General features: G+C 64.4%; 14 protein-coding genes and 2 tRNA genes. 6 read left to right on the top strand and 10 right to left on the bottom strand.

Features of this window, described 5'->3' with window-relative positions; genetic code table 11:
* The first annotated feature begins 58 nt into the window (after nucleotides 1–58).
* Nucleotides 59–1,360, top strand: a complete 1,302-nt coding sequence (locus I4X03_RS09180; RefSeq protein WP_223467912.1) for an NAD(P)/FAD-dependent oxidoreductase — start codon at nucleotides 59–61, stop codon at nucleotides 1,358–1,360.
* Here I4X03_RS09180 and I4X03_RS09185 read toward each other — a convergent pair.
* Together I4X03_RS09185 and I4X03_RS09190 are read right to left on the bottom strand one after the other, a co-directional pair.
* Entirely contained in the window at nucleotides 1,347–2,093 is a 747-nt protein-coding gene (locus I4X03_RS09185; RefSeq protein WP_223467913.1) for a sensor histidine kinase, read from the bottom strand. The two genes, I4X03_RS09180 and I4X03_RS09185, sit on opposite strands and share 14 nt — an antisense overlap.
* 70 nt (nucleotides 2,094–2,163) lie before the next feature.
* Entirely contained in the window at nucleotides 2,164–3,786 is a 1,623-nt protein-coding gene (locus I4X03_RS09190) for a response regulator (RefSeq protein ID WP_223467914.1), read from the bottom strand.
* 314 nt (nucleotides 3,787–4,100) lie between these two features.
* Between I4X03_RS09190 and I4X03_RS09195 the strand changes: the two genes are divergently transcribed.
* Complete coding sequence (locus I4X03_RS09195; protein WP_223467915.1) at nucleotides 4,101–4,514, top strand: hypothetical protein; 414 nt, start codon at nucleotides 4,101–4,103, stop codon at nucleotides 4,512–4,514.
* A gap of 216 nt (nucleotides 4,515–4,730) precedes the next feature.
* Here the strand turns inward: I4X03_RS09195 and I4X03_RS09200 are convergent, their stop codons facing one another.
* The 4 genes from I4X03_RS09200 to I4X03_RS09215 form a co-directional block, all read right to left on the bottom strand.
* On the bottom strand, nucleotides 4,731–5,714 hold the full coding sequence (locus tag I4X03_RS09200) for a GGDEF domain-containing response regulator (RefSeq protein ID WP_223467916.1): 984 nt from the start codon (nucleotides 5,712–5,714) through the stop codon (nucleotides 4,731–4,733).
* A gap of 150 nt (nucleotides 5,715–5,864) precedes the next feature.
* Entirely contained in the window at nucleotides 5,865–8,855 is a 2,991-nt protein-coding gene (locus tag I4X03_RS09205) for a hybrid sensor histidine kinase/response regulator (protein WP_223467917.1), read from the bottom strand.
* Complete coding sequence (locus I4X03_RS09210; protein ID WP_223467918.1) at nucleotides 8,852–9,916, bottom strand: cobalamin-independent methionine synthase II family protein; 1,065 nt, start codon at nucleotides 9,914–9,916, stop codon at nucleotides 8,852–8,854. The genes I4X03_RS09205 and I4X03_RS09210 overlap by 4 nt, the downstream gene beginning before the upstream one ends.
* Before the next feature lie 128 nt (nucleotides 9,917–10,044).
* Nucleotides 10,045–10,866, bottom strand: a complete 822-nt coding sequence (locus tag I4X03_RS09215) for a response regulator (RefSeq protein ID WP_223467919.1) — start codon at nucleotides 10,864–10,866, stop codon at nucleotides 10,045–10,047.
* A 1,048-nt stretch (nucleotides 10,867–11,914) separates the two neighbouring features.
* Between I4X03_RS09215 and I4X03_RS09220 the strand changes: the two genes are divergently transcribed.
* The 3 genes from I4X03_RS09220 (at nucleotide 11,915) to I4X03_RS09230 (ending at nucleotide 14,843) form a co-directional block, all read left to right on the top strand.
* A complete protein-coding gene (locus tag I4X03_RS09220; protein ID WP_223467920.1) occupies nucleotides 11,915–12,145 on the top strand; it encodes a hypothetical protein in 231 nt (76 codons plus the stop codon).
* Between the two features lie 230 nt (nucleotides 12,146–12,375).
* The gene (locus I4X03_RS09225; protein ID WP_223467921.1) at nucleotides 12,376–12,954 is read left to right on the top strand and encodes a TOL_0243 family YfiR-like periplasmic protein; all 579 of its coding nucleotides are present in this window, start codon (nucleotides 12,376–12,378) and stop codon (nucleotides 12,952–12,954) included.
* Nucleotides 12,954–14,843: a sensor histidine kinase, YfiR-like protein-associated gene (locus I4X03_RS09230; protein WP_223467922.1), complete on the top strand. Its 1,890-nt coding sequence runs from the start codon at nucleotides 12,954–12,956 to the stop codon at nucleotides 14,841–14,843. The genes I4X03_RS09225 and I4X03_RS09230 overlap by 1 nt, the downstream gene beginning before the upstream one ends.
* Nucleotides 14,844–14,925: 82 nt before the next feature.
* On the opposite strand, the gene I4X03_RS09235 is transcribed toward I4X03_RS09230, so the two are convergent.
* The 3 genes from I4X03_RS09235 to I4X03_RS09245 all read right to left on the bottom strand — a co-directional run bounded on the left by I4X03_RS09235 (nucleotide 14,926) and on the right by I4X03_RS09245 (nucleotide 16,445).
* Entirely contained in the window at nucleotides 14,926–15,474 is a 549-nt protein-coding gene (locus tag I4X03_RS09235) for an FxDxF family PEP-CTERM protein (RefSeq protein WP_223467923.1), read from the bottom strand.
* A gap of 525 nt (nucleotides 15,475–15,999) precedes the next feature.
* Nucleotides 16,000–16,076: transfer RNA gene (locus I4X03_RS09240), tRNA-Arg, on the bottom strand.
* 292 nt (nucleotides 16,077–16,368) lie between these two features.
* Nucleotides 16,369–16,445, bottom strand: a tRNA-Arg gene (locus tag I4X03_RS09245).
* A 234-nt stretch (nucleotides 16,446–16,679) separates the two neighbouring features.
* Between I4X03_RS09245 and I4X03_RS09250 the strand changes: the two genes are divergently transcribed.
* Nucleotides 16,680–17,840 (top strand): alpha-hydroxy acid oxidase, encoded by a 1,161-nt coding sequence (locus I4X03_RS09250; RefSeq protein ID WP_223467924.1) that lies wholly within the window; start codon nucleotides 16,680–16,682, stop codon nucleotides 17,838–17,840.
* 9 nt (nucleotides 17,841–17,849) lie between these two features.
* Here the strand turns inward: I4X03_RS09250 and I4X03_RS09255 are convergent, their stop codons facing one another.
* A complete protein-coding gene (locus I4X03_RS09255) occupies nucleotides 17,850–18,794 on the bottom strand; it encodes a D-2-hydroxyacid dehydrogenase (protein WP_223467925.1) in 945 nt (314 codons plus the stop codon).
* Nucleotides 18,795–18,888: the final 94 nt, after the last annotated feature.

Consider the following 18,888-nt stretch of genomic DNA (forward strand, 5'->3'; position numbering starts at 1 on the left):
GCGAGACCACCGCAGCGCATGCTAGACTGGTGTTAAATTTACAACCAGGAGAAGCAGATTGCGCGGCGAAATCGTGATTGTCGGCGGTGGGGCTGGTGGGCTGGAGCTCGCCTGCAAGCTGGGGCGCAAGCTGGGCCCGGCCAAGGTGATGCTGGTCGACAGCCGCCTGTATCATATCTGGAAGCCATCGCTGCATGAGGTGGCGGCCGGCACGCTCGACGTGCACCAGGAAGGCCTGTCGTACCAGATGTTGGCGCACGATAATGGATTCACCTTCCTGTATGGGGCCATGACCGGCCTTGACACGGCGCACAAATCAATCAAGGTCGGCCCGATCGCCACCCAGGCCGGCGAACTGGTGTTGCCAGAGCGCGAAGTCGGCTACACCCAGCTGGTGGTGGCCGTGGGCAGCGTCTCCAACTATTTCGGCGTGCCCGGCGCCAAAGAACATACGATCTCCCTGAACGCCACCGAGGATGCCGAGCGCTTCCGACTGACGCTGCTCAGGCTGCTCGCCGTCACCGAAAACCAGAAGGCCGAAGGCGACCGTCCCGGCGGGCTCGATGTCGTCATCATCGGCGGCGGCGCCACCGGCGTCGAACTGGCGGCCGAATTGCGCGAGGCCAGCTGGGTGTACGCGTCGTACGGATTCCAGCACCTGCAGCCGGCGCGCGACGTGCGCATCACCTTGCTGGAAGGCGCGCCGCGGATCCTGGCGCCGCTGCCCGAGCGGGTCTCGGCGGCAGCGCTGCGGCTGCTCGGCGAACGCGGCATCACCGTCGTGACCGGCTGCCGGGTCACCGCGATCGATTCGGCCCAGGTCACCGACCTCCAGGGCCATACCTACCCGGCCGACCTGTGCGTCTGGGCGGCCGGCATCCGCGCGCCGGAATTCCTGTCGACCCTCGGATTGCCGGTCAATAAGGGCGGCCAGATCGAGGTCGACGATTGCCTGCGCGTGCGCGGCGTGCCCGATGTGTATGCGATGGGCGATTGCGCCGCCTGCGTCGACGGCGAGGGTAAGCCGGTGCCGCCGCGCGCCCAGGCGGCCCACCAGCAGGCCGATTATCTGCTCGACCTCTTCGTGCGCGCGGCCAACGGCAAGGAGCCGGCAGGCAAGCCTTACCGCTACCGCGATTATGGTTCGCTGGTGTCGTTCGGCCAGACCACCACGGTCGGCAGCCTGATGGGATCGCTAAAGGGCTTGAGCTGGTTTGTCGAGGGCTTCTTCGCCCGCACGATGTATGTCAGCCTGCACCTGATGCATCACCGGGCCGTGCTCGGTTCGGTGCGTACTGGCGTGCTGGCGCTGGCGCGCTTCCTGATACGGCGGACCACGCCGCTGGTCAAGCTCCACTAAGGGCGCTGACCTGCTTCGGCAGGATCACCGTCAGCGCGGCGCCGCTGCGTTCGGCCGGCGCCAGGCGCAGCGCGCCGCCAAGCCAGGCGGCGCGCTCGCGCAGCAGGCGCAGGCCGTGGCAATTGCCCGGTTCTGCCATGAAGGCCGCGCCCGGACCGATGCCGTTGTCGCGCACCGTCAGCATCACTTCCTCGTCGTTATCGTCCAGAATCACCTCGACTTCGGTCGCGTTCGCGTGGGCCGCGACATTGCGCAGGCCTTCCTCGACACAGCGCAGCAGGGCCACGCCCTGTTCGCGGGTGTAGGTCGGGTCTTCGTCGGGCAGGCTGATGCGTGCGAGGATATTGTGCGCGGCATTGAATTCGGTCACCAGTTCGCGCAGCGCCGCCTTGATGCCGAGGAATTCGAGCTTGTCGTTCCACAGGGCCAGCTGCATGTCGCGGTTGGTGTTGATGATGTTGGCCAGCAGCTGCTTCATCTGGGCGGCGCGGTCTTGCAGGTTCTTTTCGGCCGGCATCTGCTGGGCCAGCAGCGCCAGGTGCATTGTCAGCGCGGTCATCGACGAGCCAAGGTTGTCGTGCAGCTTGCGCGCCAGCAGGCGGCGTTCGTCATCCCAGCACGTGGTCAGGTGGCCCAGCAGCTCGACCAGGTCGGCGTTGCGTCCGGCCAGGTCCGGCTCGGCCAGCGAATGAGCGGCATGGCTGCCTGCGCGTTGTCTTGACGGTGCTGTCATCGGTCGCCCTGTGATAATGTCAAAAATCATACAGCAGCTTGCACCGGGGCGGCGCAAGCTGCGTCGTCGGCTATTTGGCGCTGGCCGTCTGCACCTCGCAGCTGCCGATTGCCGCCAGCAATTGCTCGATGCCCACGGGCTTGACCAGGTGCAAGTCGAAACCGGCTTCGAGCACGCGGCGCTGGTCTTCCTCGAGGCCGTAGCCGGTCAGGGCGATCAGTTTCACGCTGCGCGTGGCCGGATCCTTGCGCAAGCGGCGCGCCACTTCGTAACCATCGATGCCGGGCAGGCCGATGTCGACCAAGGCAACGTCCGGGGCATTGGCGAACGCCATTTCCACGCCCTCGACGCCATCGGCGGCGTAGCGGACCGCGTAGCCATAGGCGTCGAGCATGGTGGCCATCATTTCGCGGCCATCGTCATTGTCTTCAATCAGCAGCACGCTCGCCTTGCCCGCAGCCACGCCAGTGTCGGACTGGTCCGGGGCCGCCTGTACCGGGACCGCGCGCGGCAGGCGGATCTCAAAGGTGCTGCCGGCCGAGGCGCCATCGCTGCGCGCGCTGACGCTGCCGCCATGCAATTCAACCAGGCGGCGCACCAGCGCCAGGCCGATCCCGAGCCCGCCCTGGGCGCGGTCGATCGTGATGGCGCCCTGGACGAACACATCGAACACGTGCGGCAGCAGTTCCGGCGCAATGCCGACGCCCGAATCGGTGACGGTAAGCACGACGAAATCGCCGTCTTCCGCGATGTTGATGTCGATGGTGCCGCCCGCCGGGGTGTACTTGAGGGCGTTGTCGATCAGGTTGCTGGCGATCTGTTCGAGACGGGTCGGGTCGCCATCGACCCAGCCCGGCGCCAGGTCGACATTGAGCGAATAATTGCCGGTGCGGCCAGTGGCGCGGAAGGTGTCGAGGCAGGCGCCGACCAGTGCCGACACGTCGGTCGCCTGGCGCGACAGCAGGATTTTGCCGGACATCGCGCGCGACAGGTCGAGCAGGTCGTCGACGATGCGCGACAAATGCTGGCTCTGGCGCTGGATGATGGTGCGCGCGCGCACCACCGTGTCGGCGCCGGCGCCGGCCATGCCGATCAGCGAAGCGGCGCTGCTGATGGCCGACAGCGGGTTGCGCAGTTCATGGCCCAGCATCGCCAGGAATTCATCCTTGGCGTGGCTCTTGCGCTCGGCCGCCTGGCGTTCCTCGATCTCGCGCGTCAGGCGCTTGTTGGTGGCGGTCAGTTCGGTGGTGCGCTGCGACAGCTTGTTGGCCTGCTGGCGCAGCTCTTCGTTCTTGGTGGCGAGGGTCACGAACACCTGTACCTTGGCGCGCAGGATCTGCGGGATCACCGGGGTGAACATGAAGTCGGCCGCGCCGCGCTGGTAGGCCTTCAGGCGGTCGATTTCGTCGGCCAGGAACGCCGTGACGAAGATGATCGGGATGTCGGCCGAGCGCGCGCGCTGGTGGATCGCCTCGGCCGTCTCGAAGCCGTCCATGCCGGGCATGTTGACATCTAGCAGGATCACCGCGAAGTCATGCAGCAGCACCTGGCGCAAGGCGTCCTGCCCGGAGCGGGCGCCTAGCACTTCATAATTCGATTCTTCCGCCCATTGATCAAGCAAGCTTGTCAGTGCAAGAAGACTGGCCGCATCGTCGTTGACGACCAGAATCTTGGATTTTTCTATTTTGGGCACGTCATTCCTGCTGCGATTGGTTGGGTTACGGTTAATCAATATATCCGTACATCAGGATAGCAGACAGTGCCAGCCGTTCTTCACACATCACGCCAGGCCTTATCCGCCAGCACGGTTGGTGTTGTGGGGAAACATCATAACAATGGTGCAACCATGTGTCAAAAGCATCCGTGCGCGGGGTGGGGCACTGGTCTACGGTACGCTGCCGCACATACTTTCGTGGAGCATTATGCGATATTGGGATGGACCGTTGTCGAGGGCCTGCGGGCTAGCAGTGCAGATGAAATAACGGAACTAACCTCGAAAGGACAGACATGAACATCGATAAGCTGATTGACAAAAAATTCTGCAGCCTCAATTTCCGCGACCTGTGCAATGCACCGGTCGAAGCGCTCGCCGGCGTCTCGGTCAAGGACGCCAAAGCCCTGAACCAGGCCTTTGGCATCACCACCATCGGCCAGCTGGCTGACCTCAAATTCGTCAAGTGGGCCAGCGCGATCCGCACGCTCGCCGACGAGGAGTGCGATACCGAAGAACAGCTCGCCAAGGAAAGCCTGCTCGACGACGCCGTCGAAATGACCTTCCCGGCCAGCGATCCAATCTCGGTCGACGCCGGCATCACGCGCATTGAAGTCGCGCCCGAGAAAGTCGATGCCCACATCGACCACCAGGCCGCCGGCGAGGTAGAAGAACATACACGCAAGGCAGCGGCCAGCAAGGGCCGTTAAGCCGCGCCGAAACGGCGGAAAGGCTGCCAGAGGCAGCCTTTTTTACGTCCGCGGCAAGGCGCAAAGCGCGGGCGCCGCGGGCCGGACATCAGCAAAAGGATTTCTTAGTGGAGTTGGCGCCTGGCGGCGCGCACGTGCCGGCGCTGCATTCGCCATTGCGCCACATGTGCTGAAGGGCTTGCGCCGCGCTGTGGCGGCGTGCCTGACGTTCCGGCCTCAGCGGCTGCGCGGAACCAGCTCAAGCTTTGGGGGCGGCACCATCTGGGCAGGGGAGGCGGAGGTGGCGCAGAAGCGGTTCTTGCCGCCGCGCTTGGCTTCGTACAGCGCGTAATCTGCGATGCTGATCAGGGACTCGACCGATTCGGCGTCGTCCGGATAGATGCTGATGCCGATACTGGTCGACAGGCGCAGGGTCAGGTCGTTGATGAAGAATGGCTCGGAGACCGCTTCGACCAGCTTGGCGGCCGGCCCCTGGGCGTCGGCCAGGCTGTTGACTTCGCCGAGCACCACCATGAATTCATCGCCGCCGAGGCGGGCAACGGTGTCTTCCTTGCGCGAGGTGGCAAGCAGGCGCTGGGCCACGATCTTGAGCACTTCGTCGCCATAGGCATGGCCGTAGGTATCGTTGATGGCCTTGAAGCCATCCAGGTCCAGGTACATGATGGCCGCCTTGTGATGGTTGCGGCTGGCATGCTGGAGGGTGGTTTCGATGCGGTCTTCAAGCAGGCGGCGGTTGGGCAGCCCGGTCAGCGCGTCGTGCAGCGCCAATTCCTGCTGGGTCTTGCTGTATTGGGCCAGCTCTTTATATAGCAGGCGCACTTCCAGCATGTTGTGGATGCGCTTGTGAACTTCGAGCAGGTCGAACGGCTTGCTGATGAAGTCGCGCGCGCCCGCTTCGAGGGCGGCGATCTTGAAACTCGGCTGGGCGGTCAGGGCGAGCACCGGCAGGTAACCGCCTTTTTCGATCTCCTTCAAGCCCTTCATGACCTGGAAGCCATTGAGCCCGGGCATCTGCAGGTCGAGCAGGATGATGTCGTAATTGTGCTGGCGATGCAGCGGGCACACCTGTTCCGGAAGCATGGTCGAGCTGACGCAGGTATAACCCTCCTCGCGCAATATCTCTTCCATCAATTCGATATTGTCTGGGGAATCGTCAACTACCAGAATCTTGGCGTTCAGAATGTCTTCGCGGCTAGGCATGCGTTATCTCGGTAATGGCCCCAAACAGGCGGCGGTGGCACTACGGGAACAGAATGTTCCACAGCCCACGTAGTGTAACAAACACTATAAACTTTCTTGTAGGACAGCGCCGCGTGTAGCGGTAGGAGCCTGAATAGTATTCCGTCCGGGTCAGCTAGCCCGGGGCGCCACGATCGACGCGACGATGGCGATCAGCTCGCTTGGCTCGACCGGCTTGGCGACATGGGCCCTGAACCCGGCGTCCAGCGCCAGCAACCGGTCTTCGGAGCGGGCGAACGCGGTCAGCGCCACCGCCGGCAGGTTGCCGCCCGCGGCCGGCCCCAGCGCGCGCACCCGGGCCAGCAATTCAAAGCCATCGACGTCCGGCATCCCGAGGTCCGACACCAGCACGTCGGGCCGGGTCTCGCGGAAGGCCGCCAGCGCGGCGCTGGCGCTGCCGGCGGTCGCCACGGTTGCATTGCAATCCGTCAATATACGCTTGATCAGGTCGCGTGCGTCAGGTTCGTCGTCCACCACCAGTACATGGACCCCGGACAAGTCGCGCAGCAGGATCTCGGGGGTGTGCGGCGGCAGCGGGGTGAACGCGACGCGGTCGGCGCGGGCCTGGGCCGGCTGCACCGCGGCGGTCGGCAGGCGGATGGTGAAGCGGGCGCCCAGGTCTTCGCCTTCGCTGTCGACGCTGACGGTGCCGCCATGCTGCTCGATCAGGTGCTTGACGATCGCCAGGCCGAGCCCGAGGCCGCCGTGGCGGCGCGTGGTCGAGGCGTCGGCCTGGCGGAAGCGCTCGAACACATGGCTGATGAATTCCGGCTTGATGCCGGCGCCGGTGTCGGCCACGCTGATCTCGGTATGGCCATCGGACGGCGCCACTTCGATGCGCACCAGGCCGTCGCGCGGGGTGAACTTGATGGCGTTCGACAGCAGGTTCCAGATCACCTGCTGCAGCCGGCCCGGGTCGCCGGCGATGATGCCGGCGTCGGGCCGGTAGTGTTTTTCCAGGCGGATGTTCTTGGCGTCGGCGGCCGGGCGCACCGTCTCGATGGCGGCGTCGATGAACAGCGCCGGATGCACCGCCTGCATGTCGAGCAGCACCTTGCCGGAGGTGATGCGGCTCATGTCGAGCAGGTCTTCGATCAGCTGGGCCTGGGCGCGCGCGTTGCGTTCGATGGTCTGCAAGCCGCGCTGCAGGTCGGCCGGATCGCGCGAGCCGCGCCGCAGCACCTGGGCCCAGCCCAGGATCGCCGACAGCGGCGTGCGCAGTTCGTGCGACAGGGTGGCCAGGAATTCATCCTTCATCTGGCTGGTGCGTTCGGCCTCGGCGCGCGCCGAGCGTTCGCTCTCGAGCAGCACCTTGCGCTCTTCGGCGGCGTGGTGGGCCGCCTCGTATAGGCGGGTGTTGTCGATCGCCACCGCGGCCTGGGCCGCGATGCCGCCGACGATGCGCTCGGTGCGTTCGGTGAAGATGCCCGCTTCCGGGTGGCCGAAGAACAGGCTGCCCAGCACTTCGCCGCTGCGCGAGATGACCGGCACGGCCAGGTAGCTGCGCACCGGCGGGTGGCCGTCGGGCACGCCGAAGTGCGGGCTGTTGGCGCCGTACAGCGGGTCGCGCGTGATGTCGTCGGAGCGCACCACGCCGTCGCCGCGCAGGCTGGGCCCGAACAGCGGCGTGGCGCGCGGATAGCCGACCCGTTCGAACTCGTCGGGCGCGGCGCCGGACAGCGTGTACAGGGTGAACAGGTCGCCTTCGGCATCCTTGCCGTGATAGAAGAAGGCGCCGAAGCGCGCGCCGCTCACGCCGGTGGCGGCGTCGGTGACAGTCTGCAGCAGCGAACGCAGGTCGCGCTGCGTGGCCAGCGCCGCGCCAGTGCTGTTGAGCAGTTCAAGCACGTTCGATTCCTCGCGCAGCGCTTGTTCGACCCGCTTTACCTGGTCGACATCGGTATTGGTGCCGAACCAGCTGACGATCTTGCCGTTGCGATCGCGCACCGCGTTGACGCGGGTCAGGAACCAGCGGTACTCGCCATCGGCGCCGCGGATCGGGAATTCCATGTCGAACGGCTTGCCGGTGCTGATCGATTCGTTCCAGCGCTGCAGCACCTGCGGCAGCACTTCCGGGTCGTGCACCGATTTCCAGCCCCAGCCGACCATCTGCTCGGGGCTGGTGCCGGTGTACTGGTACCAGCGCTCGTTGAACCACACCAGGTTGCCGGCCGGCTCGGCCATCCACGCCAGCTGCGGAATCGAATTGGCCAGCGCGCGCATCATTTCCTCGCTCTGGCGCAGCGCGTCCTCGGCGCTCTTGCGGGTGCTGATGTCGTGCACCACCCCGACCATGTCGAGCACGCCATTGACCTTGTCGTGGTCGACCCGGCCGACGGCGGCGATCCAGCGCTGGTCCGGCCCGCTGCCGATGCGGAACTCGATGTCGAGGTCGCGCTTGTGCGAGAACGCGGCGAACAGCGCGGTGCTGGTGCGGCGCCGGTCGTCTTCGTGCACGCGCTCGAGCACCTGGCGCAGGTACAGCGGGATTTCGGCCGGCAGCGAAAAGATGTCGGCGGCGCGCTGGCCGAAGGTGACGGTGTTGGCGCCGGGATTCCAGCGCCAGTCGCCCAGGCGTCCGGCCGCCAGCGCCACCTGCAGGCGGCTGTTGCCGTCCTTGAGCGCCTGTTCATCGGCCTTGCGGCGGGTGATGTCCTGGAAGTAGACGGTCAAGCCGTCCGGCGACGGATAGGCGCGCAGGTCGAACCAGGTGCGCAATTGCGGGTAATAGTATTCGAACGCCTGGGTGCGGTGGGTGGCCATGGCGCGCCGGCATTGCTTGTCGAGTGCGGTCCCTTGCAGGTCCGGCAGCGCTTCCCAGATGATGCGGCCGACCAGGTTTTCGCGGGTCTTGTCGAGCGGCGCCAGCAGTTGCAGCGCGCGCGCGTTGATGTAGTTGATGCGCCAGTCGCGCCCGACCGCGCAAAAGCCGTCGGTGAGGCTTTCGAGCATGCGCTCCATGCGCTCATTGGCGGCGCGCAGCGCGCCCTTGGCTTCGATCAGCTCTTGCTCGGCGCGCTGGCGCGCGTGCAGCACGCGGCTGGCGTTCTGCATCGCAACCGAACGCATTTGTTCAAGTTCGTCGTCGCCGCTTGCGCTCACCGCGATCCTCCCAGAATGGCCGCGGCCAGCGCGGTGCCCTCGACGCGCGCGCGGATCTTGGCGAAGGCAGTGTCGCGCGAGGTCGACAGGTCGTCGCAGAACGGCGCGAAACCGCAGTCGTCGGTGGTGCCGAGCTGGTCGAGCGGAATGTATTCGGCCGCCAGCAGCACGCGGTCGCGCACCAGCTCGGACGTTTCAATGGCCGGGTCGATCGGCGAGGTAACGCCGACAAAGACCCGCTGGCCCGGCTTGATGTTCTGGCGGATGACCTTGAGCACGCGTACCGGGTCGGGCTCGCGTGCCAGCGCCACATAGAAGCTGCCGGCTTTCAGCTGGAACAGGCTTGGCAGCAGGTCGGCGTAATCGATTTCCTCGCTGTGGGTCGAATCGTGGTCGGCGCCGGGGCAGGTGTGCACGCCGATGCGCGCGCGCTCGGCATCGCTGAAGCGGCCCAGCGCCATATTGTTGAGCTCAATAAAGCTGGTCAGCAGGCCGCCGCTCGGATCGAGCTTGACCGCCAGCCGCCCTTCGGTGAAATCGACCTGCACCTTGTAGGCGCCGGCCGCGAGGCAGCGGCGAATTTCTGTTTCGTGTTCATCGAGCAGGTCGGCCAGGAACTGGTCGCGCGAGTAGCCCGGCAAGCCTTCGGATGGATACATCAGCGACAGCGCCGACGGCGAGATGATGGCTTGCTTGAGCGGCACGCTGGCGTAGCGCTGCGCCTGCGCCAGGTAGCCGTCGGCATGGCGCTGGTAGCGGAACGGCGCCCTGGCCAGGCGCGGCATGCGGCGCGTGTGGCCGCCGGCGAACGGGATCTGGAAGCCGTCGGGCGAAATGTTGTCGGCGCCATGCACGGAATAGGTCCAGAAATTGTGGACCTTGCGCTGTTCGCCGTCGGTGATCACCGGCGAGCCGGTGGCCTCGAAGCGCCGCACGGTATCTTGCACCGCGGCGTCGAACAGGCGTTCGAGCTGGGCGTCGTCCGGGTGGTCGGCGCCAAGCGCTGCCACCAGCTCGGGCGGGCGTGGGATGCTGCCGATAGGCTCGGTCGGAATGATCATTTGTCTGAGGTCTGGCTGTCACGCCGTGTGGCATGCACGTGGATGAACCGGCTCTGTACATGGGGCAGGACCGACACCGATTCTAGCGCAGCGCAGGCTGTTTGCCCCACACACTTGGCCGGCCGCACTTATCGGCCCAGTTGGCGCGCCAGCGCGTCGAGCGTTCCCTGCAGTTGCTCCATCTCGTAAGGTTTCTGTAGCGACATAAAGGGGAAGGGCAGGTGGCGCAGCAAGCTGTCGCCGTAGCCCGAGGCGAAGATCACCTGCATCGAGGGCTGCATCACCAGCCCCTGGCGCGCCAGCTCGACGCCGGACATGCCCGGCAGGCTGACGTCGGAGAACAGCACGTCGTAGCCGGCCGCTCCCAGCATGCCGAGCGCCGCTTCCGCATCGCCGACGCCGTCGGCATGGTGGCCGAAGGCCTTGAGCATTTCGCACACCAGGTATTGCGAGTCGAGGTTGTCTTCGACCACCAGGACGCGCAGGCCGCCCGGCGCGCCAGGCGCCGCCGCTTCCGGCACGCCGCAGCCGGCCACCGCGGCCAGCACCCCGGCAACCTGGTCTTGCTCGTCGTGGACCGGGGTCAGGTGGATATCGCAGGCCAGCTGCTGCGACCCTGGTGCCGACGTGAAACTGATGACTTGCCCGGCAAGCCGGATGGTTTCGCCCCGGCGCGCGCGCGCCATGGCGTCGGCGCAGGCGGCCAGCAGCGGCGTGTTGCCGGTCGCTAGCGGAGCGGCTTGCCCGGCGAGGGCGGCATAGGCCTCGTTGATGATCACCACCGGGGTTGCGCCCCAGGCCAGCAGCATCGGCAGCGGCGTGTTCATCAGGAAATCGACGCTCAGCTTGAGCGAATGGGGCCAGCCGGCCCGCGCGCCAAGCGCGCTCGCTTGCCAGTCATACGAAGCGGGCGTAAGCGTCGCCAGTTCGGCAGGTGAAGCCTGTCTCATGTTGGTGTGATTATAGTGAGAGGATCAAGGTCCGAATCGTACACCAAACACCCGGCATCTTGTCGATTCGCCATTTTCGTGCGCGGCAGCGCGGTATGAATGGCGAAAAAAGGCGATGTCACCGTTACGTTGTGGAATTCACTCCGTTCCTCATCCCTGGTATGGGTGCCCGCCTGCGCGGGCACCGTTTTAATTGTGGAATCGACTCCGTCCTTCCCGCGCAGGCGGGAATCCATACGGAAGCCGGGTAGCGAATCAGGGCATCGCGGTTACAGCATCCTGGTATGGGTGCCCGCCTGCGCGGACACGACGTGGCGGTGGCTGCGCCGCTTTCAACATGGCACTGAGTAATGCGAGAAAAGGCGATGCCACCTTTAAGTGTGGAATCGACTCCGTCCAAGCCGGGTAGCGGATCAGGGTCTCGCGCTTACAGCATGCCTGGTATGGGTGCCCGCCTGCGCGAGCACGACGTGGAGGTGGCTACACTGCTTTCAGCATGGCGCTGTGTAGATGCGAGAAAAGGCGATGTCACCGTTAAGTGTGGAATCGACTCCGTCGTTCCCGCGCAGGCGGGAATCCATACAGAAGCCGGGTAGCGGATCAGGGGTGTCGCGGTTACAGCATCCCTGGTATGGGTGCCCGCCTGCGCGGGCACGACGTGGCGGTGGCCGCGCCGCTTTCAACATGGCGCTGCGTAAATGCGAAAAAAAAGGCGAGGGCACTGTTAAGTGTGGAATCGACTCCGTCGTTCCCGCGCAGGCGGGAATCCATACGGAAGCCGGGTAGCGAATCAGGGCATCGCGCTTACAGCATCCCTGGTATGGGTGCCCGCCTGCGCGGGCACGACGTGGGGGGGCGCGCCGGTTTCCACGGTTAACGGTGCATCGCAAAAAAAAGCCCGCTACAAGGAGCGGGCTGAATCTATTCTTGGAGGAGAATAGAGGAGACATGTGCATAATGCCGCACGGCAACAAGAAATGCTAGTCATAATTGGTGATACTGGTTATTTGAAATCTGTATACTTGATAGCTTGATACCGGGAGGCGCGATGCCGACAGTTGTACGCCACAGGAACGTTAACATTGTCGTGCTCGACAGCGGCGAGACCATCGGCGGCCATTGCAAGCCGGGCGACATCGCGATTACCGCGGCGCCCGACGGCTGGTGGACCAGTTTCGTTGCCAAGGACGGCGCCGTCGACAGCTACGACCGGCCATACGGCAGCTACAACGAAGCGCTGTGGGCGGCCAAGGCCGCTGCCGAATTCGGTGTTGATTGACGTTTTGGCATGATTGGCGCTGGTTGCCAGGCTTTGTCAACACCCAAAATACGACGTTCCCAGCTGTTTGCTTACTCATGCACTGCTTTGTGCTGGCCTGAAAATGTTCTACGATAGCAAGCATGAGCAATAATCAACCGATCACACTGCCAAATCCGCTTAGGGCGACGGGCCTGCCTGGCGGGCTGGCCCGGGTGTCCGCCGCGCCGCCGGTGCACGCCTGAATGCCGGTGTCGCGCCGACCGGCCGTATTGCCGTCGCGCCGCAGCCTGCTGGCGGGCGCGATGGCGCTTGCCGCCTGTACATTTGTTGTCGTGCCGGTGCGCGCCGACAGCGCCGCGCAGGATATGGAACGCAAGGTCAAGGCGGCATTCTTGTACAAGTTCTTGATGTTTGCCGAGTTTCCACCGACCGCGTTTGCCGACCCGGCGGCGCCGATGGTGATCGGGGTGGCGGCCGACGACGCGATGGCGCGCGACCTGGCCCAACTCGTTGCTGGGCGCACCGTCAACCGGCGCCCGGTGGTGGTGCGCGCCTTGCGTGAGGATGAAGCGGCCGACGGCCTGCATCTGCTGTTCGTCGGCGGCAGCGACGCCGCGCGGCTGGCGCGCATCGCGCGTCCCGCGGCGCCATTGCTGATCGTGACCGAGGCCGCCAACGGCTTGCAGCACGGCAGTGTGATCAATTTCCGGATTGTCGCGGAGCGTGTGCGCTTCGACGTGTCGCTGGAGGCGGCCGACAAAAATAAAATCAAACTCAGTTCGCGCCTGCTGACGGTGGCGAACCTCGTGCACAAGGGAGCACCGTGATGCAACACGATACCGGCTCCGTCCGTAGCAAGCTCATTATCATGGCAGTGTCGACCACGCTGGTGGCGCTGCTGTCGGCATCGATCGCGATGCTGCTCTACGACCTGCGGACGTTCCAGCAATACTGGGTCGATGACCTGATGACCCAGGCCGAAATCATGGCCAGCGTCAGCGCACCGGCGCTGGCGTTCAACGACAGTAGTACCGCGCGGAACAACCTGGCGGTGCTGAAGGTGCGCCCGCAGATCTTGTCGGGCGCCATCTACACCGCCGCAGGGACCCGCTTCGCGGCCTACACCAAGGCGTCGCGCGCGCCCGATTATCCGGCCACTCCAGGCAAGCCCGGCTACACCATCGAGCGCGACGAGCTGGTCGTGTATCACAATGTGATTGAAAACGGCGAGCTGCTCGGCACTGTGTACCTGCGCGCCCGCTATGCGCTGGTCGACCGCATGGTCGATTACGGCATGATCCTCGGCGCCGTGATGCTGGCGGCGCTGGCCATTGCCGCGCTGGTCGCCTCGCGCCTGCAAAAGAGCATCACGACGCCGCTGCAATCGGTCACCGATGTCGCGCGTGAAGTGATGCAAAAGCGCGACTTCAGCCTGCGCGTGCCGGATCACCAGAGCGGCGAGATCGGCGTGCTGGTGGCCGCCTTCAACGACATGCTGGCCGAGATCGGCCGCCGCTCGCATGCGCTGCAGGAAGCCAACCTGACGCTCGAACACGAGATGCAGGTGCGCCACCGCGCCGAAGAGGCGCTGCTGCAGGCCGACCGCCGCAAGGACGAGTTCCTGGCAACCCTGGCGCACGAGCTGCGCAATCCGCTGGCGCCGATCCGCACCGGCCTCGACATCCTGCGGATCCGCAGCGGCGATGCCCAGGCCACCCAGCGCGCCACCGACATCATGGAACGCCAGTTGCGCCAGATGGTCAGGCTGGTCGACGACTTGCTTGACGTGTCGCGCATCAATACCGGCAAGTTCGCCATCAAGATGGGCCGGGTCGAGCTGAAGGCGGTCGTCAACGACGCGCTCGAAGTGGTGCGCTCGTACATCGAGCTGCACGGCCATGAACTGGTGATCGACCTGCCGGACCGGCCGGTGTTCTTGCATGGCGATGCGACGCGGCTGGCGCAGATCCTGTCGAACCTGCTCAACAACGCGGCCAAATATACCAACCGGGGCGGGCGGGTCAGCCTGACTGCGCGGGTCGAGGACAAGATCCTGACGGTGTGCGTGTCCGATAATGGCATCGGCATCGCGCCGGAGATGCTCGACAACGTGTTCGAGATGTTCGTCCAGGTCGATTCGACCTTGGAACGCACCAATGCCGGCCTGGGCGTCGGGCTGTCGCTGGCGCGCCGCCTGGTCGAGCTGCACGGCGGCTCGATCGAGGCAAGCAGCGGCGGCGTCGGCCGTGGCAGCGAATTCTCGGTGCGCCTGCCGATCGTGGTGGAGCCGGAGATGCCGACCAAGAGCACGCCGGCGGCTTATATCAGCGCGGAAAGCTACCGTATCCTGCTGGCCGACGACAACGTCGACTTCGTCAACAGCATCGGCGCGTTGCTGTCGGCGATGGGGCACAGCGTGGTGATCACGCACAATGGCCCGGACGCCCTGACGGCGGCGGCGCGCTTTTGCCCGGATTACGCCTTCCTCGACATCGGCCTGCCCAAGATGTCGGGCTACGACCTGGCGCGCGGCATCCGCAAGCTGCCGTGCGGCTCGATCACCCTGCTCGTTGCCGTGACCGGCTGGGGCCAGGAGAAGGACCGCCAGCTGGCCTTCGAGGCCGGATTCGACCACCACATGGTCAAGCCGGTGCGCTTCGAGCAGATCGAGGAGATCCTCAGCAACCGCAGCCTGATCAAGAAAGTCCGCGGCTGACATGCGACAACGGGAAGCGCAATGCTTCCCGTAAAAAAAGAAACGGAAGCGCGAAGCTTCCGTTTGAAGGTGAGCGCGCAGCTCAGGCCTCTGGCTTGACCTTGCGGCGGCGGGCCATCCAGCCGACCACACCCAGGCCTGCCAGCATCATGCCGTAGGTTTCTGGCTCTGGGACAGGCTGCAGCATCACTGCGCCGCCGAAGCTACCCGACGTGTCCGACACCAACGAGCCGCTTACCTGCAGATAGTAGTTACCCAGCGCCAGGCCGTCGGTCGAGATGGTCCAGACGTCGTTCATGCCGCTCATCAGCGAGGTGCCGTTGGCGATCAGCGTACCGGCTTCGCTATACACGCCCAGGCCGGTGATGTCGAGGCCGGTGCTTGCCGAACCGCTGATCGACGAGATGATCGCGTCGAGGTCGTGCGGCACGCTGGTCACCGCGAAGGTGAAGCGGTCCGAGAAGGTGTCACCCATGTTGTCCATGGCGAAGGAGTCGCCGAAGAACCCGCTACCGTCGAGCAGGGTCAGCGCTTCCGGCGCCTGGCTGATGTCCTCGGCCAGTACGGCGCTTGAGCCGAACGATGCGGTGGCAAACACGAGTGCAGCTACCAGTGTCTTAGTCTTTTTCATGTGATACCTCATTGAGATACAGCCGCGTCCTGCAGCTTGGTTAATCAAGAATCGGGGACCTTCAATCTATCAAAGCTCGGTTGCCAATCCGCTTGCGTAGCCGTTTAATTCGTAACAATTGTTACATTTTTCATTTGTAAATTGATTTATATTTCACAATTGAACAGGCTATCGCTTCATAGGAGGGCTGCCCCGTATTCGATTTCCGCGATGAACAGATCGAGCGGATTGCCATTGATGCGTAGGCCCGGTCCTACGTCGAGACGGGGGGCGTTCTGGCGCGGACTTTGATTCTTTGCCGTAATTCCGGCTGCACTTTAAGGTGGCTTTAAGTTCCGCCATGTACTGACGGCGCGCAAACGAACGGTTGAGCTAACCGAACATATCGGCTGAATGCGGCAGATGGGAGTTGAATGAGCGCAATTGCCGACAAGACGGGTGTCGGGTGCGCATTTAAATGCGGGAGGAAAAGCAGAAAAGAAAAAAGGCCTGGAGATTTCTCTCCAGGCCTTTCGTCCTGATTCTTGGTGCGGCTGGCAGGAATTGAACCCACGACCCCTTGGTTCGTAGCCAAGTACTCTATCCAGCTGAGCTACAGCCGCCGAAGACAAGATTATAGCAGCAGTTTCGAAAATATCAAAGGGCAAGTCGGCAGGCGCTTTTTGGCGGTTTGTTTTTGCGTTTCGTTGGGGCTCAGGTGCGGCATTGGGATACCGGCCCTAGCGCAATGAGGCATCCGATCGGTGGCGGGGAGGGCGGTGGCAGGAGGTATCGACGAGTCCGTGTCCGCATGCCGCACCTGACCCGAAACGAGCAGGCGCTGACTTCATGCGAATCGGATCTGGAAAAGAAAAAAGGCCTGGAGATTTCTCTCCAGGCCTTTTAACCTGATTCTGGTGCGGCTGGCAGGAATTGAACCCACGACCCCTTGGTTCGTAGCCAAGTACTCTATCCAGCTGAGCTACAGCCGCGAAGGCAAGCATTGTAGCAGCTTCGTTTTATTTGCGGAAGTTTTAATTTCTACTTCAACACTTAAACTTGGTTGCCCTTCGGGCTTGCGCGTCCGAAGAAGCAGCATTGTAGGGGGCGCTGGGCGGTTTGTCCAGAGGCGGCGCCAAAAGACTGCTTTTGATTATTGATAATATTGTCCGCTCATCTGTTAGATTACAGGCAAGCCGCTCAACAACCAGCTTCGGGGACCCCGCATGACCATCATTACTACCATTGAAGACTTGCGTGTACTTGCCAAAAAACGTGTGCCGCGCATGTTCTACGATTACGCAGACGCGGGCTCGTGGACCGAATCGACCTACCGCGCCAATACCGAGGACTTCGCGAAGATCAAGTTCCGCCAGCGCGTCGCCGTCAACCTGGCCAACCGCAGCACCGTCAGCGAGATGATCGGCGAGAGCGTGTCGATGCCGGTCGCACTGGCGCCCACAGGCCTGACCGGCATGCAGCATGCCGACGGCGAGATCCTGGCGGCACGCGCGGCCGAGAAGTTCGGCGTTCCGTTTACCTTGTCGACGATGAGCATCTGCTCGATCGAAGACGTGGCTGCCAATACCACCCGGCCATTCTGGTTCCAGCTGTATGTCATGCGCGACCGCGCCTTCATCGAACGCCTGATCGAGCGCGCGCGCGCGGCGCGCTGCTCGGCGCTGGTGCTGACGCTCGACTTGCAGGTGCTCGGCCAGCGCCACAAGGACATCCGCAACGGCATGACCGCGCCGCCGAAAATGACGGTGGCGAATATCCTCAACCTGATGACCAAGCCGCGCTGGGTGATGGGCATCCTGGGTACCCAGCGCCGCGGATTCGGCAATATCGTCGGCCATGCCAGCGACGTGTCGGACATGTCGTCGCTGTCGTCCTGGACCTCGCAGCAGTTCGATCCGGCGCTGTCCTGGGACGATGTCGAGTGGATCAAGCGGCGCTGGGGCGGAAAACTGATCATCAAGGGCATCATGGACCCGGAAGACGCGCGCCTGGCCGCCGATTCGGGCGCCGACGCGCTGATCGTGTCGAACCACGGCGGACGCCAGCTCGATGGCGCGCAGTCCAGCATCGAGGCCTTGCCGGCGATTGTCGATGAAGTCGGCCAGCGCATCGAGGTACACATGGACGGCGGCATCCGCTCGGGACAGGACGTGATCCGCGCGCTGGCGCTGGGCGCCAAAGGCGTCTACATCGGCCGCCCGTTCCTGTACGGGCTGGGGGCGATGGGCGAGCAGGGCGTGACCAGATGCCTGGAGATCATCCGCAATGAACTCGACCTGACAATGGCCTTCTGCGGGCTGCGCGACGTCCGCCAGGTCGACAAGAAGATCCTGCTGCCATCCAGCTGCCCGCCGGGGCGCGGCTAAGGCGCCGGCCTAGACCACGTTGGTGGGCTGGCCCTGGACGAAGGCTTCCAGGTTATCGACCAGCATATCGGCCAGCGTTTGCATGGCGCCCGCGCTGGCCCACGCCACGTGCGGCGTGAGGATGAAGTTGGGCTGGTCGATGCCCAGCAGCGGGTTGTCCGCACTCGGCGGCTCCTTGCTCAGCACATCGAAGCCGGCGCCGCCGATCACGCCGCCGCGCAGCGCCTCGGCCAGCGCCGCCTCGTTGACCAGGCCACCGCGGGCGGTGTTGATCAGCAGGGCCGTTGGCTTCATCGTCGCCAGCTCCGCCGCGCCGATCATGTTGCGGGTCTGGTCGTTCAGCGGCAGGTGCAGGCTGACCACATCGCAGCTGCTCAGCAGCTCGGCCAGCGGCAGCACCGTCACGCCAGGGTCCTCGACCGGCGAGCGCGAGGTCACGCAGACCTCCATGCCGAAGGCGCGCGCGAGGAGCGCCACCTTGTGTCCCAGCGCGCCGAAACCGACGATGCCGATCCGGCTGCCGGCCAGGTCGCCGATCGGATGGTCGAGCAGGCAGAAGCGCTCTTGCGCCTGCCAGCGCCCGGCCGCCACATCGGCGCTGTAGGCCAGCAGGTTGCGGCGCAGCGCGAGGATCAGCGTGAACACATGCTCGGGGACCGATACCAGCGAGTAGTTCCGTATGTTCGAGACGACGATGCCGCGCGCGCGGCAGGCCGCCAGGTCGATGTTGTCGGTACCGGTCGCCGCGGCGGCGACCATCTTCAGGGCGGGGAGCTGTTCGATATCGGCGGCCCGCAACGGCACCTTGTTGGTGATGGCGATGGTCGCATCCTTCAGCCTTGCCACCACATCGGCCGGGGTGGTGCCGGGATGGTCAGTCCAATCGTGCTCAAAGGACGGGCGGCGCACTGTGGCGTCAAGGCTGTCACGGTCGAGAAAGACGATTTTTTGCATGTGGCCTCTGCCAGTTGGGTTATCGATGCGCGCAGTCGATTGTAGACCAACTCGGCGGCGCTGGCGCGCCGCCATCTGCACACCGTTAGTTAAC

The organism is Massilia soli (genome assembly GCF_016809835.1).
Lineage (GTDB): Bacteria > Pseudomonadota > Gammaproteobacteria > Burkholderiales > Burkholderiaceae_D > Telluria_A > Telluria_A soli.

Coding starts and splice junctions, on each gene's coding strand:
- I4X03_RS09210 (WP_223467918.1), bottom strand. CDS start 9,916: ATGATCATTCCGACCGAGCCTATCGGCAGCATCCCACGCCCGCCCGAG.
- I4X03_RS09220 (WP_223467920.1), top strand. CDS start 11,915: ATGCCGACAGTTGTACGCCACAGGAACGTTAACATTGTCGTGCTCGAC.
- I4X03_RS09255 (WP_223467925.1), bottom strand. CDS start 18,794: ATGCAAAAAATCGTCTTTCTCGACCGTGACAGCCTTGACGCCACAGTG.
- I4X03_RS09200 (WP_223467916.1), bottom strand. CDS start 5,714: ATGCCTAGCCGCGAAGACATTCTGAACGCCAAGATTCTGGTAGTTGAC.
- I4X03_RS09235 (WP_223467923.1), bottom strand. CDS start 15,474: ATGAAAAAGACTAAGACACTGGTAGCTGCACTCGTGTTTGCCACCGCA.
- I4X03_RS09215 (WP_223467919.1), bottom strand. CDS start 10,866: ATGAGACAGGCTTCACCTGCCGAACTGGCGACGCTTACGCCCGCTTCG.
- I4X03_RS09185 (WP_223467913.1), bottom strand. CDS start 2,093: ATGACAGCACCGTCAAGACAACGCGCAGGCAGCCATGCCGCTCATTCG.
- I4X03_RS09195 (WP_223467915.1), top strand. CDS start 4,101: ATGAACATCGATAAGCTGATTGACAAAAAATTCTGCAGCCTCAATTTC.
- I4X03_RS09230 (WP_223467922.1), top strand. CDS start 12,954: ATGCAACACGATACCGGCTCCGTCCGTAGCAAGCTCATTATCATGGCA.
- I4X03_RS09250 (WP_223467924.1), top strand. CDS start 16,680: ATGACCATCATTACTACCATTGAAGACTTGCGTGTACTTGCCAAAAAA.